The organism is Pseudomonas sp. AAC, assembly GCF_000725445.1.
Lineage (GTDB): Bacteria > Pseudomonadota > Gammaproteobacteria > Pseudomonadales > Pseudomonadaceae > Pseudomonas > Pseudomonas citronellolis.
Genome location: NZ_KL647097.1, coordinates 166,760 through 181,330 on the forward strand (window position 1 = coordinate 166,760; position 14,571 = coordinate 181,330).

General features: G+C 62.5%; 21 protein-coding genes, 1 tRNA gene and 1 pseudogene. 14 read left to right on the plus strand and 9 right to left on the minus strand.

All coding sequences use genetic code 11. The features are described 5' to 3' along the window. The first annotated feature begins 1 nt into the window (after position 1). The 14 genes and pseudogenes from FG99_RS14510 to FG99_RS14570 all read left to right on the plus strand — a co-directional run bounded on the left by FG99_RS14510 (position 2) and on the right by FG99_RS14570 (position 7,031). The gene (locus tag FG99_RS14510) at positions 2-619 is read left to right on the plus strand and encodes a lambda exonuclease family protein (RefSeq protein WP_043270633.1); all 618 of its coding nucleotides are present in this window, start codon (positions 2-4) and stop codon (positions 617-619) included. Further along, positions 616-1,158, plus strand: a complete 543-nt coding sequence (locus FG99_RS14515) for a hypothetical protein (RefSeq protein WP_156060084.1) — start codon at positions 616-618, stop codon at positions 1,156-1,158. Before FG99_RS14510 ends, FG99_RS14515 begins: the two co-directional genes overlap by 4 nt. Further along, positions 1,155-1,403, plus strand: a complete 249-nt coding sequence (locus tag FG99_RS14520; RefSeq protein WP_043270635.1) for a hypothetical protein — start codon at positions 1,155-1,157, stop codon at positions 1,401-1,403. The genes FG99_RS14515 and FG99_RS14520 overlap by 4 nt, the downstream gene beginning before the upstream one ends. A gap of 76 nt (positions 1,404-1,479) precedes the next feature. Then, positions 1,480-1,866 (plus strand): annotated as a pseudogene (locus tag FG99_RS33265) (DNA methyltransferase); the annotation flags it as partial. Positions 1,867-2,120: 254 nt separating this feature from the next. Continuing rightward, positions 2,121-2,420 carry an HNH endonuclease gene (locus FG99_RS33270; protein ID WP_371263871.1) on the plus strand — a complete coding sequence of 100 codons (300 nt, stop codon included), beginning with the start codon at positions 2,121-2,123 and terminating at the stop codon, positions 2,418-2,420. A gap of 622 nt (positions 2,421-3,042) precedes the next feature. Continuing rightward, positions 3,043-3,300, plus strand: a complete 258-nt coding sequence (locus FG99_RS33275; protein ID WP_371263872.1) for a DNA methyltransferase — start codon at positions 3,043-3,045, stop codon at positions 3,298-3,300. Further along, positions 3,297-3,872 (plus strand): hypothetical protein, encoded by a 576-nt coding sequence (locus FG99_RS14540; protein WP_218187147.1) that lies wholly within the window; start codon positions 3,297-3,299, stop codon positions 3,870-3,872. The genes FG99_RS33275 and FG99_RS14540 overlap by 4 nt, the downstream gene beginning before the upstream one ends. Positions 3,873-3,920: 48 nt before the next feature. Next, complete coding sequence (locus FG99_RS14545) at positions 3,921-4,142, plus strand: hypothetical protein (RefSeq protein ID WP_043270636.1); 222 nt, start codon at positions 3,921-3,923, stop codon at positions 4,140-4,142. Continuing rightward, the gene (locus FG99_RS32490) at positions 4,139-4,684 is read left to right on the plus strand and encodes a hypothetical protein (protein ID WP_043270638.1); all 546 of its coding nucleotides are present in this window, start codon (positions 4,139-4,141) and stop codon (positions 4,682-4,684) included. Before FG99_RS14545 ends, FG99_RS32490 begins: the two co-directional genes overlap by 4 nt. After that, the gene (locus FG99_RS14555; protein ID WP_043270640.1) at positions 4,684-5,043 is read left to right on the plus strand and encodes a hypothetical protein; all 360 of its coding nucleotides are present in this window, start codon (positions 4,684-4,686) and stop codon (positions 5,041-5,043) included. Before FG99_RS32490 ends, FG99_RS14555 begins: the two co-directional genes overlap by 1 nt. Continuing rightward, entirely contained in the window at positions 5,036-5,158 is a 123-nt protein-coding gene (locus tag FG99_RS32855) for a hypothetical protein (RefSeq protein WP_256204858.1), read from the plus strand. Before FG99_RS14555 ends, FG99_RS32855 begins: the two co-directional genes overlap by 8 nt. Further along, on the plus strand, positions 5,155-5,502 hold the full coding sequence (locus FG99_RS14560) for a hypothetical protein (RefSeq protein WP_051878898.1): 348 nt from the start codon (positions 5,155-5,157) through the stop codon (positions 5,500-5,502). Before FG99_RS32855 ends, FG99_RS14560 begins: the two co-directional genes overlap by 4 nt. A gap of 204 nt (positions 5,503-5,706) precedes the next feature. Next, complete coding sequence (locus FG99_RS14565) at positions 5,707-5,919, plus strand: hypothetical protein (RefSeq protein WP_043270643.1); 213 nt, start codon at positions 5,707-5,709, stop codon at positions 5,917-5,919. Continuing rightward, complete coding sequence (locus FG99_RS14570) at positions 5,919-7,031, plus strand: tyrosine-type recombinase/integrase (RefSeq protein WP_043270645.1); 1,113 nt, start codon at positions 5,919-5,921, stop codon at positions 7,029-7,031. The genes FG99_RS14565 and FG99_RS14570 overlap by 1 nt, the downstream gene beginning before the upstream one ends. 87 nt (positions 7,032-7,118) lie before the next feature. On the opposite strand, the gene FG99_RS14575 is transcribed toward FG99_RS14570, so the two are convergent. The 9 genes from FG99_RS14575 to thrS all read right to left on the minus strand — a co-directional run bounded on the left by FG99_RS14575 (position 7,119) and on the right by thrS (position 14,561). Beyond that, a tRNA-Pro gene (locus FG99_RS14575) sits at positions 7,119-7,195 on the minus strand. A gap of 85 nt (positions 7,196-7,280) precedes the next feature. Continuing rightward, a complete protein-coding gene (locus FG99_RS14580; protein ID WP_009617038.1) occupies positions 7,281-7,637 on the minus strand; it encodes a MerR family transcriptional regulator in 357 nt (118 codons plus the stop codon). Beyond that, a complete protein-coding gene (gene ihfA / locus FG99_RS14585; protein ID WP_003090661.1) occupies positions 7,618-7,920 on the minus strand; it encodes an integration host factor subunit alpha in 303 nt (100 codons plus the stop codon). The genes FG99_RS14580 and ihfA overlap by 20 nt, the downstream gene beginning before the upstream one ends. Positions 7,921-7,923: 3 nt before the next feature. Then, complete coding sequence (gene pheT, locus FG99_RS14590; RefSeq protein ID WP_043270646.1) at positions 7,924-10,302, minus strand: phenylalanine--tRNA ligase subunit beta; 2,379 nt, start codon at positions 10,300-10,302, stop codon at positions 7,924-7,926. A gap of 37 nt (positions 10,303-10,339) precedes the next feature. Next, entirely contained in the window at positions 10,340-11,356 is a 1,017-nt protein-coding gene (gene pheS / locus FG99_RS14595; RefSeq protein WP_009617022.1) for a phenylalanine--tRNA ligase subunit alpha, read from the minus strand. A 98-nt stretch (positions 11,357-11,454) separates the two neighbouring features. Beyond that, a complete protein-coding gene (rplT, locus tag FG99_RS14600; RefSeq protein ID WP_003099086.1) occupies positions 11,455-11,811 on the minus strand; it encodes a 50S ribosomal protein L20 in 357 nt (118 codons plus the stop codon). Positions 11,812-11,832: 21 nt separating this feature from the next. Beyond that, positions 11,833-12,027: a 50S ribosomal protein L35 gene (gene rpmI / locus FG99_RS14605; RefSeq protein ID WP_009617012.1), complete on the minus strand. Its 195-nt coding sequence runs from the start codon at positions 12,025-12,027 to the stop codon at positions 11,833-11,835. Positions 12,028-12,087: 60 nt separating this feature from the next. Next, on the minus strand, positions 12,088-12,639 hold the full coding sequence (gene infC, locus FG99_RS14610; protein ID WP_173427906.1) for a translation initiation factor IF-3: 552 nt from the start codon (positions 12,637-12,639) through the stop codon (positions 12,088-12,090). Next, a complete protein-coding gene (gene thrS, locus FG99_RS14615) occupies positions 12,639-14,561 on the minus strand; it encodes a threonine--tRNA ligase (protein ID WP_043270648.1) in 1,923 nt (640 codons plus the stop codon). Before thrS ends, infC begins: the two co-directional genes overlap by 1 nt. Between the last annotated feature and the right edge of the window lie 10 nt (positions 14,562-14,571).

Here is a 14,571-nt window from a genome sequence, read left to right on the forward strand (position 1 = left end):
CATGCAAATCATTCGAGGCATCGAGCAAGGCTCCCCCGAGTGGAATGCGCTGAGGCTCGGCATCATCACCTGCAGCGAACTGGACTGCCTGCTGGTGAATGGTAAAGGTCAGGCCGGCTTCGGTGCAGGCGCTTTCAGTTACATGGACCAGCTCATCGGCGAGCGCATCACCGAAGAAGCCGCCGATCCATTCCAGGGTAATCGTCATACCGAGCGTGGCCACGAACTGGAAGGAAAGGCAGGCGAGTTCTATGTCGCTCGCACTGGCGCCGAACTGGAGCAAGTAGCGATCATCCTGAACCACGGAATAGGCTACTCGCCGGACGCCCTTGTCGGCTCCGACGGACTGGTCGAGATCAAGACCAAGCTCCCGAAGTTCCAGGTCGGCGTGATCCTTGCCGGCGAAGTTCCGAAGGAGCACATCGCGCAATGCCAAGGAGGCCTATGGGCCTCTGAGCGCGAGTGGATCGACTTCATCAGCTACTGGCCCGGCATGCCGCTGTTCATCAAGCGCATGTACCGCGACGAGGCGATGATTCGCACCATTGCTGAGCGCGTGAAGACCTTCTACGAACTGCTCGACGAGCGCATGGAGCGAGTCATGGGAGTCGCAGCATGAGCATGACCCCCATCGACTACCGCACTCGCCATCCGCTGGAAGATCGCCGGGAGCAACTGGCCGGACAGGTTGAGCAGTACCTGGCCGGCGGTGGACATATCACCGAACTCCCAGGCTTCGTCGAGCGCATCCCATTCCCGTCACGGAAGGTTGTCACGGTTACTCCGAAACCACCCCGCCGCCGGGAAGAGCCCAAGAAGCACCGCATCACCATCGAGGAAGAGGCGAGGCTGATCGAACTGATCAAGGTGGCCGCCGAACTCGGCCAGTCCAGAACTCAGGCCAGGGAAACCGCCGGCATCGGCAAGATGCTGTTCATGGCCCTGTGCTTCGAGAACAACATCATCTTCCCGGATGTCGCAGAGCTGGCCAAGTCGAAGTCGGAAAGGATGGCCGAGGCGCGTCGGGCGCTGGTGCCCAAGATCGAAGCCTACGCCCATCTCGGGGTTGCGACCTGCGCCATCCGCTGCGGCGTCAGCGAGACCACGGTGCGCAAGATCGCCCGCGAGTTCGGTATCACGCTTGGGGTGTCGCAATGACCGCCAAGACCGCCGCCCAACGCCAAGCCGAAAAAAGGGAGCGGGATAGGATGAAGGAGGAGGAACGTCTTGCTCGCCTCCTCTCCCGCCGAATCAGCCTGGACCTCTACAAGTCCACGGACATGGCGCTGATTCGCACCATGGCAAGGCTTGGCATCGACGAGCCGCAGGACGTGATCCAACGCCTCATCCATGGCTCTGATCGCCTCGACGACGAGTCCCTGGCCGAGCTGGCCAGCCACTAGTCACGCCTCTCTGTCACGAACACAAATTCGCCATCCGCTGCACCTGCGGCGCGGCGGCGCTCTACCTGGAGAAACCATGGCCCTCCCCTACACTCTGCACCTCGGCGATTGCCTGGAGGTGCTGCGCAGCATTCCCGACAACAGCATCGACAGCGTGGTGACCGATCCTCCCTACGGGCTCTCCTTCATGGGCAAGCGGTGGGACTACGACGTGCCCAGTGTCGACGTGTGGGCGGAGTGCCTGCGAGTACTGAAGCCAGGCGGCCACCTGCTGGCATTCGCCGGTACCCGGACGCATCACCGCATGGCCTGCAGGATAGAAGACGCCGGTTTCGAGATACGCGACATGATCGCCTGGGTCTACGGGTCGGGATTCCCCAAGTCGAGGAACCTCGATGGCGACTGGCAGGGCTGGGGCACCGCGCTGAAACCCGCCCTTGAAACGGTTACTTTCGCTTCAAAGCCGTACACAGACGAGCAGGTACGGAGTATAATTCAATCTAACCTATTTAGATTGGAGGCCCGTTTATGGTTGCTGTCGTCTGCGAATGCTGCGGGAAAGAGTTCAACGTCAAACCCAAGCGAGTACGGCGCGGCGTGCGGTATTGCTCAATGGAGTGCCGACGAAATCACCAGTACACGGGCCGTTTTGTGCGATCAGATGGGTACGTCGCTGTTCGCGTTGGCGACGACTACCAGCTTGAACATCGTGTCGTCATGGAGGCGCACATTGGACGAAAGCTGGAACGATGGGAGCACGTCCACCATCGAAACGAAATCAAGCACGACAATCGACTGGAGAACCTTGAAGTTCTCAGTGTCGCAGATCACACCCGCGAGCATCATCAGGGCGTGCAGCCTTCCCGGTGGGTTCAGTGCCAATGCCACCACTGCGGAAAGCCACTTCAACGCCTCGCTGTCGTTGTTGCAAAGCATCCGCACACTTTCTGCGACCGGGCGTGCTATGTCGCAGGCGCAGCACGAACACCAGGGCGCGGGCGTCAAGCCAAACCTTGACCCCTGCATCATGGCTCGCAAGCCTCTTGGCAAGGGTATGACCGTGGCGGCAAACGTGCTGGAGCATGGCACGGGGGCGCTGAATATTGACGGGTGCCGCGTGCCAGCTGAGAAGCCCACCGGCTGGGGCGGAGGCGCAGCCGGTGGGAATACGTGGACTGATGAAAACTGCGGGTTGGCGAAAGGCGGAGATGCGCGACCTGTTAACGGAAGATGGCCGGCAAACCTGATTCATGACGGCAGTGACGAAGTACTCGCCGCGTTCCCTGACGCTCCAGGGCAGCTGGCGGACGCCAGCCTGAACAGCGTGCAGCGGAAGACACAGAACGTCTATGGCGCCATGCGGCGCGGCCGCGACGGTGAATCAAGCGCGAACCGTGAAAACGGTGGAGTCGTAGGGTTCGCGATGCGGCCTGGGACTCGGCGACTCGATGCTGGCAGCGCGGCCAGATTCTTCTACTGCGCAAAGGCCAGCCGCCGCGACCGGAACGAAGGCTGCGAGGAGATGGAGCGCCGCCCCCTGCACTGGTCGAGTGGCGACCAGAACCCCGGCAGCTTCCAGTCAACGGGTACCGACAAGACCAGTCAGAACCATCACCCAACGGTGAAGCCAACCGAACTGATGGCCTACCTTTGCCGGCTGGTCACACGACCTAGCGGCGTGGTGCTCGATCCCTTCATGGGCAGCGGCAGCACCGGCAAGGCCTGCATGCGCGAGGGATTCAAGTTCGTCGGCATCGAGCGCGAGCCCCCTTATCTGGCGATCGCCGAAGCACGCATATCCCACGAACTGGGACGCACCGAAGCCGCAGAAGCGGCAGCCAGCGCAGTCTCAGCCCAGCTCGACATCTTCAACGACACCAAGGAGCCCGCAGCATGAAAGATGTGGCGATCCTGTTCGCCCGCCAGGACAGCAACTACAAGGCTATGACCGGGACTGATGTGTTCGACATTGACCGAGACGCCAGGACGTTCGCCGGCGGCGTTCCGGTGGTAGCTCACCCGCCATGCCGGATGTGGGGCCGACTTCGGCAGTTCGCCAAGGGTCGGCCGGACGAGAAGGCACTTGGCATCTGGGCAGTCGATCAAGTCAGAACATGGGGGGGCGTGCTTGAGCATCCTGCGGAAAGCACGCTCTTCAACCACTGCCGCATGCCTCACCCTGGCGAGTTCCCCGACGAGTTCGGCGGCTGGACGCTGGAGATAGAGCAGTTCCACTGGGGCCATCGCGCCGAGAAGGCGACCTGGCTGTACATCGTCGGATGCTCGCCTTCTGACATCCCCGCTATTCCCCGGCGCATCGGAAAACCAACTCACTGTGTCCGGCCAACGCGGAGCTATCCGCGACTCCCATCCATCACCAAGGCCGAACGGGAGCACACGCCGCCGGCCCTGGCTGAATGGCTGGTTGAGCTTGCACGCCGAACCGTGAAACGCAGGCTCACAGCCTGACCTACCCCACTCCATGCCATTGCGCCACTACGGCGCGAGGTAACTCCCATGCCCCTCGACGAATCCGCGGCTCAGCACCGAATCGCTGAGCTTTGCGCTAACCCGCACGCGCATTACCAGGCCCAGTTGGAGGAAGCCCTGTTCCATCAGCAGGCCCTCGACCTGATCCGACGCCTGAAATCCCACCTCACCAACGGAATCGGCAGCCAGCAGCTAAGCACAGAGGCTGCTGAGTTCATCGCCAAGCACACTACGAGGACGAAACCATGATCATGGCAATGGAACTGATCCGCCACATCGCCGGCCTCTACGGCGGAAAGGCGATCAAGGGTGACATCACCCAGGTCTACATCACTGGGAACGAAATCTGGATGGCGCAGCAGGTTCTTGCGGAGCAGGCAGAAGGCGCGCAGGGGGATCTGTGGGCTGTCCATGCCAAAGGCCCGGACGACCTGTATGCCGCATTCAGCCGGGAAGATGCAGAGAAGCACGCCGCCGAGCTGAATGCCCTACCGATGCCTAAAGGAATCGCCGTCAGCGCTGTGGTGGTCGCCTCGCCCTGGCCGGCGGCCGAGCACTGGAAGTACCTCGCCGAGCAGGAGCGCGAGCACAACGGAGCGCTGGTCGCCCAGGCTGGGCAGGTGCCAAAGGAATTGCGCGAGGCTGTCGAATGGGCAGATCACCTGCTCTTTGAGTGCGGGGCCCTGGTGCAAACCCGAGCACCTTCGGTCCACGTTTACAACAAGGCATTCGCGGCAATCGAAGCAGCCAAGACGTTGCTTGCCGGCGCGCCGGCGCAGGGAGGTGAGTGATGCGCACCCTCGGAGCGATCATTGAGGCCGCAAGGGCCGGCGAGAAACCGACCGTGGACGAACTCAGGTACGCCGTGTGCGCGCTCGACATCCTGATGACGTTCGACCGCAACGCCCTGTTCAAGCTGGCGGAGGCCGAACAGGAGGGCAAGAAGCCGGTCCTGGTCTACAGCCCTACCTGGCAACGGGACGAGAGCTTCAACCGGGTGAAGCGCGCCATGGAGAAGTCACCCAAGGACTACCTCGGCCCGAACTATAACCCTGACAGCACCGAAGTTCAGCAACGCCGCCGGGCAGCTGCCCGGCTGTATGAGAAAGCGATTCAGCGCCGCGTGCCGGAAGGGGGTGGCCATGCGTAGGGCCTTGCTCATCACCTCCAGCATCGTCTTGCTCGGCCTGGCCGCCATAGGCGCGGCCATTGCCGTGCCGCTGTTCCCAGTGTTCGCCGCCATGCAGTGGGGGTGCAGCCTATGACGCCGGCCAGGCAACAGGCCTTGCTCAAGGCGCAGACCGGGGTGGCGCGCAAGGTCTACGACGTGGTGCCGATCCAATCGCCCTGGTCGCCCCTGCAGATCAAGGGCGCCCTGACGACCAGCGGCCACAGCAGCGCGGAGCTGTCGGTGATCCGCGCCTGCTTGAACGACCTGAAGGACGCCGGTCTGGTCCGCGAAGTCGACCGCCAGATGTTCCTGCGCACCGAGGTCAGAACCCCACCCCAGCAGAAGGATCAACCCATGCCCCGGATCGTCACCAGCATCAAGCCAGCAGCACCAGCGCCAGCCCCATCGAACTGCTCGGCGACCTGGCAAGCCAGCTGAAGACGCTGGGCGAGGAGTTCTCGGCGAAGGTCCAGGCGCTGGCGACGCGCGTCGAGGAAGCCGCCCTGACGATCGAACAGGGACTGGAGGCGAACGCCGCCAACCTGGAGAAGGTGCGCCAACTCCAGACGTTGCTGAAGAGCCTCGCCGAACCCAACACCTAACTCATGCGGCGCCGGTACGCCGGCGCATTGAGGCATTGCTATGCGAAAAGAACTCATCAAGATCAGCGAGTTCCAGCGGCGCCGCTGGGGCACCAACGGAACACCACTGTCCGGCCAGGCAATCCGCAATCAGCTCAGGGACGGCATTCTCCCGGGCGAGCGGATCGGCAAACTCTGGTTCGTCGACTGGACGGCGTTCAGCAAATCGACCAGCAACGACCTGGTCGCCATGGTCCTTCGAGGAGCAGCGTGATGTCGCCTCGCCCACGAAACAAGGCCAACAAGGGGCTCCCCGAGAACCTCTACCTGGACTCCAGGCGCGGGACCTACCGCTACAGAAGGCCGACGGATGGAAAGTGGTTCCCCTTCGGCGCCGACCGGGCCAAGGCAATCAACGCGGCCAAGCAGTTGAACATGGAGTTCATTGGCGGGGCCGACCTCGTGTCCAAGGTGAAAGGCGGATCCAGCGATCTGTTCGTCGACTTCCTCGACCACTACAAGGAGAAAATCCTCCCGCCGCGCGAACTGGCGAAGGGTACGCTCGATCTGTACGAAGTGCGGTTCCGGCAATTCAGGAAGGCCTGGCCCACCCAGGCGGTCAACGAGATCACCATCCGCATGATCGCGGACCTGCTCGACAGCCTGACACCTCGGGCAGCAAACCAGGCCCGGGCGCTTCTGGTCGACATATTCAACCACGCCGTGGCGAAAGGCCTGTGCCCGGACAACCCAGCCATCTGCACAATTCCGAAGATCGAGAAGAAGCAGCGCAAACGGCATACCGTAGAGGGGCTGCGGGCAATTCGCGAGAAGGCGCCAGCCTGGTTGCAGAATGCGATCGACCTGGCGCTGATCACCGCCCAGCGCCGGACCGACATCCTAGCCATGCGATTCGACGACGTTCGCGACGGATTTCTGTACGTTGTTCAGCAGAAGACGGCCAAATCCAGCGACGCGGCCTGGATTCGCTTCCGGGTGACGCCCGAGCTCCAGACCGTGCTCAGCAGGTGCCGGGACAACATCCCGTCCCCCTTCCTGATTCACCGCAGGCCAGAACGGAAAAAGCAAAAGCAGGCCGAGCAGAAGGAGCACTGGACGAAGATCGAGGAGCGCTACCTGACCAGGGCCTTCAAGGAAGCCAGGGACACGGCAGGCTGTTATGCGGGGTGGAGTGAAGAGGAGATGCCGGGCTTCCATGAGGTCAGGGCGCTGTCGCTGCACCTGTACAAGAAAGCCGGAAAGGACGGTCAGAAGATCGCCGGCCATGCCAGCGAGGAGATGACGAAAAACTATCAGCGCGACCACGAAGAAGTGGTCTGGGCGGACGCGATTCCGGACCTGGATATCAGCGAATTCGCCCGATAGTTTTGCGCGCATTTTGCGCCGGTTTTGCGCGGGCCCGGAAATGAAAACGGCCCAAGCACTGTAAGTGCTTGAGCCGTTTGGGATTTTTGGTCGGGACGGAGTGATTCGAACACTCGACCCCTTGCACCCCATGCAAGTGCGCTACCAGGCTGCGCTACGCCCCGACATTGCCTTCCGGTTGCCCGGTTGGCGGATCGCACTATACCGTAAGGTTTTCTTTCGGCAAAGCACTTTTTTCATTTTTTTCAGCTACTTGCGCAGCACGTGAAGAACGTCTTCCAGTTCCGCGATCATCTGGCGGATGAGTTGCTTGTACTGGGTGATGTCTTCGCGGGCTTCGTCGCCGGAGAGGCGCTGGCGCGCCCCGCCGATGGTGAAGCCTTGGTCGTACAGGAGCGCGCGGATCTGGCGGATCATCAGCACGTCCTGGCGCTGATAGTACCGGCGGTTGCCACGGCGCTTGACCGGGTTGAGCTGCGGGAACTCCTGTTCCCAATACCGCAGCACGTGCGGTTTCACTGCGCACAAGTCGCTCACTTCACCGATGGTGAAGTAGCGCTTGCCCGGAATGGGGGGCAGTTCGTCGTTATGACTTGGTTCCAGCATAAGCCTCAACCCTGGCTTTCAGTTTCTGGCCTGGACGAAAGGTGACGACGCGGCGAGCCGTGATCGGGATTTCCTCTCCCGTCTTCGGGTTGCGACCCGGGCGCTGGCGTTTGTCGCGCAGGTCGAAATTGCCGAAACCGGACAGTTTCACCTGTTCGTTGTGCTCCAGCGCCTGGCGGATCTCTTCGAAGAAGAGTTCCACCAGTTCCTTGGCTTCCCGTTTGTTCAGGCCCAGCTCTTCATACAGACGTTCGGCAATCTCAGCTTTCGTCAGAGCCCCCATACGCTACTTCCTTAACGTGGCGTTGAACCTTTGCTCCAGCGAGGCGACGATTTTCTGCGTAGTCGCGTTCACCTCGTCATCGTTAAGAGTGCGTGATGGATGCTGCCAGGTCAAGCCGACGGCCAAGCTTTTTCCAAGCGGATCAATACCTTTACCCTGATAGACATCAAACAGCCTGAGGTCGGTCAGGAATTCGCCGGCCTCTTCGCGGATGGTCGACAGGACGGATTCGGCTGGAATATCGCGGTTGACCACCAGCGCCAGGTCGCGGCGCACCTCGGGGAAACGCGACAGTTCGCTGAACTTCGGCAGGCGGCCGCGGACCAGTTCGCCCAGCACCAGCTCGAACAGGTAGACCGGGCGATCGAGGTCCAGGGCCTTGGCCAGTTCCGGGTGCAGGGCGCCGACGTAGCCGACCAGTTCGCCATCGCGCTCGACACGGGCGGTCTGGCCCGGGTGCAGCGCCGGGTGTTCGCCGGGGACGAAGGCGAAGGCATCGGCGGCGCTGGCGCTGGCCAGCAGGGCTTCGACGTCGGCCTTGATGTCGAAGAAGTCGACGCCTTCGCGCACGTTGCTCCAGCCTTCCGGCTCGCGGCTACCGCAGATGACGCCGGCCAGCATGTTTTCCTGCTGCAGGCCCTCGAGCTGGCCGACGAAGCGCAGGCCGCTCTCGAACAGGCGCACGCGGGTCTGCTGGCGGTTCAGGTTGTGCTGCAGTGCCTTGACCAGGCCTGGCCACAGCGAGGCGCGCATGGCGGCCATGTCGGCGGAGATCGGGTTGGCCAGCATCAGCGGCTGCACGCCTGGGCTGAACAGTTCGAACAGCTTGGGATCGATGAAGCTGTAGGTGATGGCTTCCTGGTAGTCGCGGGCGACCAGCAGGCGGCGCAGCGTCGGCAGCTCGGCCTGGGTTTCCGACTTGGTGTTGGGCGCCAGGCGCGCCTGCGGGTAGCGCACCGGCAGTCGGTTGTAGCCGTACAGGCGGCCCAGTTCCTCGATCAGGTCGACTTCCAGGGAAACGTCGAAGCGGTGGCTGGGCACGCCGACCTTCCAGCGCCCTTCCCCATCGGCTTGCACCTGGAACTCCAGCGCGGTGAGCAGGCGCTCGATTTCCGCAGCGTCCATTTCCATGCCAAGCATCTGGGTGACGCGCTCGATGCGCAGCACCACCGGCTCGACCTTGGGCAGGTGTACCTGGCTGACCTGCTCGACCACCGGACCGGCTTCGCCGCCGACGATCTGCAGCAGCAGTTCGGTGGCGCGCTCCATGGCGCGGCGGGCCAGTTGGAAGTCCACGCCACGCTCGTAGCGGTGCGAGGCGTCGGTGTGCAGGCCGTAGGAACGGGCCTTGCCGGCAACAGCGATGTTGTCGAAGAAGGCACTTTCCAGGAACAGGTCGCGGGTCTTGGCGCTGACGCCGCTGTGCTCGCCACCCATCACGCCGGCCATGGCCAGGGCGCGTTCGTGGTCGGCGATGACCAGGGTGTCGGCGCGCAGGGCGACTTCCTGGCCGTCCAGCAGCACCAGCTTCTCGCCCTCTTCGGCCATGCGCACGCGGATGCCGCCCTTGATCTCGTCGAGGTCGAAGGCATGCATCGGCTGGCCCAGCTCCAGCATCACGTAGTTGGTGATGTCCACTGCGGCGTCGATGCTGCGGATGTCGGAACGGCGCAGGCGCTCGACCATCCATAGCGGCGTCGGCTTGCTCAGGTCGACGTTGCGGATAACGCGGCCCAGGTAGCGCGGGCAGGCGCTGGGCGCCAGCAGCTCGATGGGACGGACGTCATCGATGCCGGGGGCGACCGGCTTCACATCGACGAAAGTGACCGGCGCCGAGTACAGCGCGCCCACTTCGCGGGCCAGGCCGGTCAGCGAGAGGCAGTCACCGCGGTTGGGGGTGAGGCCGATTTCGATGGAGGCGTCGTCCAGCTCCAGGTAGTCGCGGATGCTCGCGCCCACCGGGGCGTCGGCAGCCAGTTCCATCAGGCCGGCGTTGTCGTCGCTGATTTCCAGCTCTTTGGCCGAGCACAGCATGCCGTTGGACTCGACGCCGCGCAGCTTGGCCTTCTTGATCTTGAAGTCGCCCGGCAGTTCGGCGCCGATCATGGCGAAGGGAATCTTCAGGCCCGGGCGCACGTTGGGCGCGCCGCAGACGACCTGGAAGGTCTCGCTGCCGTTGCTGACCTGGCAGACGCGCAGCTTGTCGGCGTCCGGGTGTTGTTCGGTGCTCAGCACCTCGCCCACCACCACGCCGCTGAAGGCGCCGGCGACGGGGATCACGGCATCGACCTCGAGGCCGGCCATGGACAGACGAGCCACCAGCTCGTCGCGGGAAACCTGCGGATTCACCCAGCTCCGCAGCCATTGTTCACTGAATTTCATCCTGCTCTCCTAAGAATTCGTTGACGTCGCACGCGGCCTAGCGGAATTGCCCGAGGAAGCGCAGGTCGTTGTCGAAGAACAGGCGCAAGTCGTTGACGCCGTAGCGCAGCATGGCCAGGCGTTCGATGCCCATGCCGAAGGCGAAGCCCTGGTATTTCTCCGGGTCGATGCCGGACATGCGCAGCACGTTGGGGTGCACCATGCCGCAGCCCATGACTTCCAGCCAGCCGGTCTGCTTGCATACGCGGCAGCCCTTGCCGCTGCACAGCACGCACTGGATGTCGACTTCCGCCGAAGGCTCGGTGAAGGGGAAGAACGACGGGCGGAAGCGCACCGAGAATTCCTTCTCGAAGAAGGCGCGCAGGAACTCCTCGATGGTGCCCTTGAGGTCGGCGAAGCTGACGTCTTCATCGATCAGCAGGCCTTCGACCTGGTGGAACATCGGCGAGTGGGTCAGGTCGGAGTCGCAGCGGTACACGCGGCCGGGGCAGACGATGCGGATCGGCGGGCGCTGGCTCTCCATGGTGCGCACCTGTACCGGCGAGGTGTGGGTGCGCAGCAGCATGTTCGCGTTGAAGTAGAAGGTGTCGTGCATCGCCCGCGCCGGGTGGTGGCCGGGGATGTTGAGCGCTTCGAAGTTGTGGTAGTCGTCTTCGACTTCCGGGCCCTCGGCCACTTCATAGCCGATGCGGGTGAAGCATTGTTCGATGCGTTCCTTGGTACGGGTCACCGGATGCAGGCCACCGGAGGTCTGGCCGCGGCCCGGCAGGGTCACGTCGACGCGCTCGGCCGCCAGCTTCGCCGCCAGCGCGGCGCCTTCCAGGTCGGTCTTGCGGGCGTTGAGCGCCTCCTGGACCTTTTCCTTGGCAACGTTGATCAGCGCACCCACCTTGGGGCGCTCCTCGGCCGGCAGGTCGCCCAGGGTCTTCATCACCTGGGTCAGCTCGCCTTTCTTGCCGAGATAGTGAACCCGGATCTGTTCCAGGGCATTGACGTCTTCGGTATGTCGCACAGCCTCCAGGGCTTGGGAGACCAGCGCGTCCAGGTTTTCCATGTACCAACTCCAGATACGAAATAGGGGAAGAGCGGTTAGGCTCTTCCCCTATCGGTGACGTTACGTCCCGGATCGAGATCCGGTAATTGTCTTAGGGCTTAAGCCAAGCTTGCCTTCGCTTTTTCGACAATCGCGGTAAACGCCGCTTTTTCGTTCACAGCCAGATCGGCCAGGACCTTACGGTCGATCTCGATGGCCGCCTTTTTCAGGCCGGCGATCAGACGGCTGTAGGACAGACCGTTCTGACGAGCACCAGCGTTGATACGGGCGATCCACAGGGCGCGGAACTGACGCTTGCGCTGACGACGGTCACGGTAGGCGTATTGGCCGGCCTTGATCACCGCCTGCTTGGCAACGCGGAACACGCGGGAACGCGCGCCGTAGTAGCCTTTGGCGAGTTTCAGAATCTTCTTGTGACGACGACGGGCAATCACGCCACGCTTAACACGAGCCATTTATCTATCCTCTACCAGAAATCAACGCAGACGCAGGGAGCGTTCTACACGGCGAACGTCGGAAGCAGCGAGCATCGAGGTGCCGCGCAGCTGACGCTTACGCTTGGTGGTCATTTTGGTCAGGATGTGGCTCTTGAAAGCGTGCTTGTGCTTGATGCCACCAGCAGTCACTTTGAAGCGCTTCTTGGCGCCACTCTTGGTTTTCATCTTTGGCATGTTTAGTACTCCGCATTCGTTAACAACTGATAACCATCAGGCCTGCCAGTGCCCGGGAGGTTATTTACGCTTCTTGGGAGCGATGACCATCATCAGCTGGCGTCCTTCCAGCTTAGGATGCTGTTCCACGGTGCCGTATTCGGCGAGGTCGGTCTCGACCCGCTTCAACAGCTCCATGCCCAGCTCCTGGTGGGCCATCTCACGACCACGGAATCGCAGGGATACCTTGGCCTTGTCCCCTTCACTAAGGAAACGTACCAGGTTGCGTAGTTTTACCTGGTAATCCCCTTCTTCCGTCCCTGGACGAAACTTGATTTCTTTGATCTGTTGCTGGTGCTGGTTTTTCTTCGCCGCAGCCGCCTGCTTCTTCTTCTCGAACAGGTGCTTGCCGTAATCCATGATGCGGCAGACAGGAGGCGCCGCATCGGCAGAGATTTCAACCAGGTCCAGCTTGGCCTCGTCGGCGTGGCGCAGCGCCTCATCAAGGGTCACTACGCCGATCTGCTGACCGTCGGCACCGATCAGACGCACTTCGCGTGCGGTGATGTTCTCGTTGATCGGTGGTTTCGGGAGAGCCCGCTTATCCTGTCTCATTTCACGCTTAATAATGATTACTCCGAGTCTTGGCGACCACGCCGGGAAACCGCCCGAGTCAACAGCTCGACGAACTGGGAAAGCGGCATCGAGCCGAGGTCTTCCCCTTCGCGCGTACGTACGGCGACGGCCTTCGATTCAACCTCCCTGTCTCCAATAACCAGGAGATAGGGAACCTTGAGCAAAGTATGCTCGCGGATTTTAAAGCCGATTTTCTCGTTTCTCAAGTCGGACTTGGCACGGAATCCGCTTTCCTCGAGCGTACGGACCACTTCCTCGGCGAAATCGGCCTGCTTGTCGGTGATGTTCATGACCACCGCCTGGGTCGGCGCCAGCCAGGCCGGGAACAGGCCGGCGTAGTGCTCGATCAGCATGCCGATGAAGCGCTCGAAGGAACCGAGGATGGCGCGGTGCAGCATGACCGGGCGCTTGCGGTTGTTGTCCTCGGCGATGTAGCTGGCGTCCAGGCGCTCCGGCAGGTTGGGGTCGTACTGCAGGGTGCCGCACTGCCAGTTACGGCCCAGGCAGTCCTTCAGGGTGAACTCGATCTTCGGGCCATAGAAGGCGCCCTCGCCCGGCTGGTATTCCCACTCCAGGCCGGATTCGTTCAGGGCGTCCGCCAGCGCGCCTTCGGCGCGATCCCACAGCTCTTCGGAGCCCACGCGCTTGGCCGGACGGGTGGACAGCTTCATGGAGATGTCGGAGAAGCCGAAGTCGGCGTAGACCTGCAGGGTCAGCTTGATGAAGTCGGCCGCTTCCTTCTTCACCTGGTCCTCGGTGCAGAAGATGTGCGCGTCGTCCTGGGTGAAGCCGCGCACGCGCATGATGCCGTGCAGCGCGCCCGAAGGCTCGTTGCGGTGGCAGGCGCCGAACTCGGCCAGGCGCAGCGGCAGGTCGCGATAGGACTTCAGGCCCTGGTTGAAGATCTGCACGTGGCACGGGCAGTTCATCGGCTTGACCGCGAAGTCGCGACTTTCCGACGAAGTGGTGAACATGTTCTCGGCGTAGTTCGACCAGTGGCCCGAACGCTCCCAGAGGATGCGATCGACCACCTGCGGGGTGCGCACCTCGACGTAGCCGTGCTCGCGCTGCACCTTGCGCATGTACTGCTCGAGCACCTGGTAGACGGTCCAGCCGTTGGGGTGCCAGAACACCATACCCGGCGCTTCCTCCTGCAGGTGGAACAGGTCCAGCTGCTTGCCGATGCGGCGGTGGTCGCGCTTCTCGGCCTCTTCGATGCGCTGGACGTAGGCGGCCAGCTGCTTCTTGTCGGCCCAGGCGGTGCCGTAGATGCGCTGCAACTGCTCGTTCTTCGAGTCGCCGCGCCAGTAGGCGCCGGAAATCTTGGTCAGCTTGAAGGCCTTGAGGAAGCGGGTGTTGGGCACGTGCGGGCCGCGGCACATGTCCACGTACTCTTCGTGGTAGTACAGGCCCATCGCCTTCTCGTCGGGCATATCCTCGACCAGGCGCAGCTTGTAGTCCTCGCCGCGGGACTTGAACACCTCAATGACTTCGGCACGCGGGGTCATCTTCTTGATGACGTCGTAGTCCTTGTCGATCAGCTCGGCCATGCGCTTCTCGATCGCCGCCATGTCTTCAGGGGTGAAGGGGCGCTCGAAGGAGATGTCGTAATAGAAGCCTTCGTCGATCACCGGGCCGATGACCATCTTCGCGCTCGGGTACAGCTGCTTGACCGCGTGGCCGACCAGGTGCGCGCAGGAGTGGCGGATGATTTCCAGCCCTTCCTCGTCCTTCGGGGTGATGATCTGCAGGGTCGCGTCGTGTTCGATCTTGTCGCAAGCATCGACCAGCTTGCCGTTGACCTTGCCGGCCACGGTGGCCTTGGCCAGGCCCGCACCAATGGATTGCGCCACCTCGGCCACGCTGACCGGGTGATCGAAGGACCGCTGACTACCGTCGGGAAGAGTAATGATGGGCATGGCGCCTCCT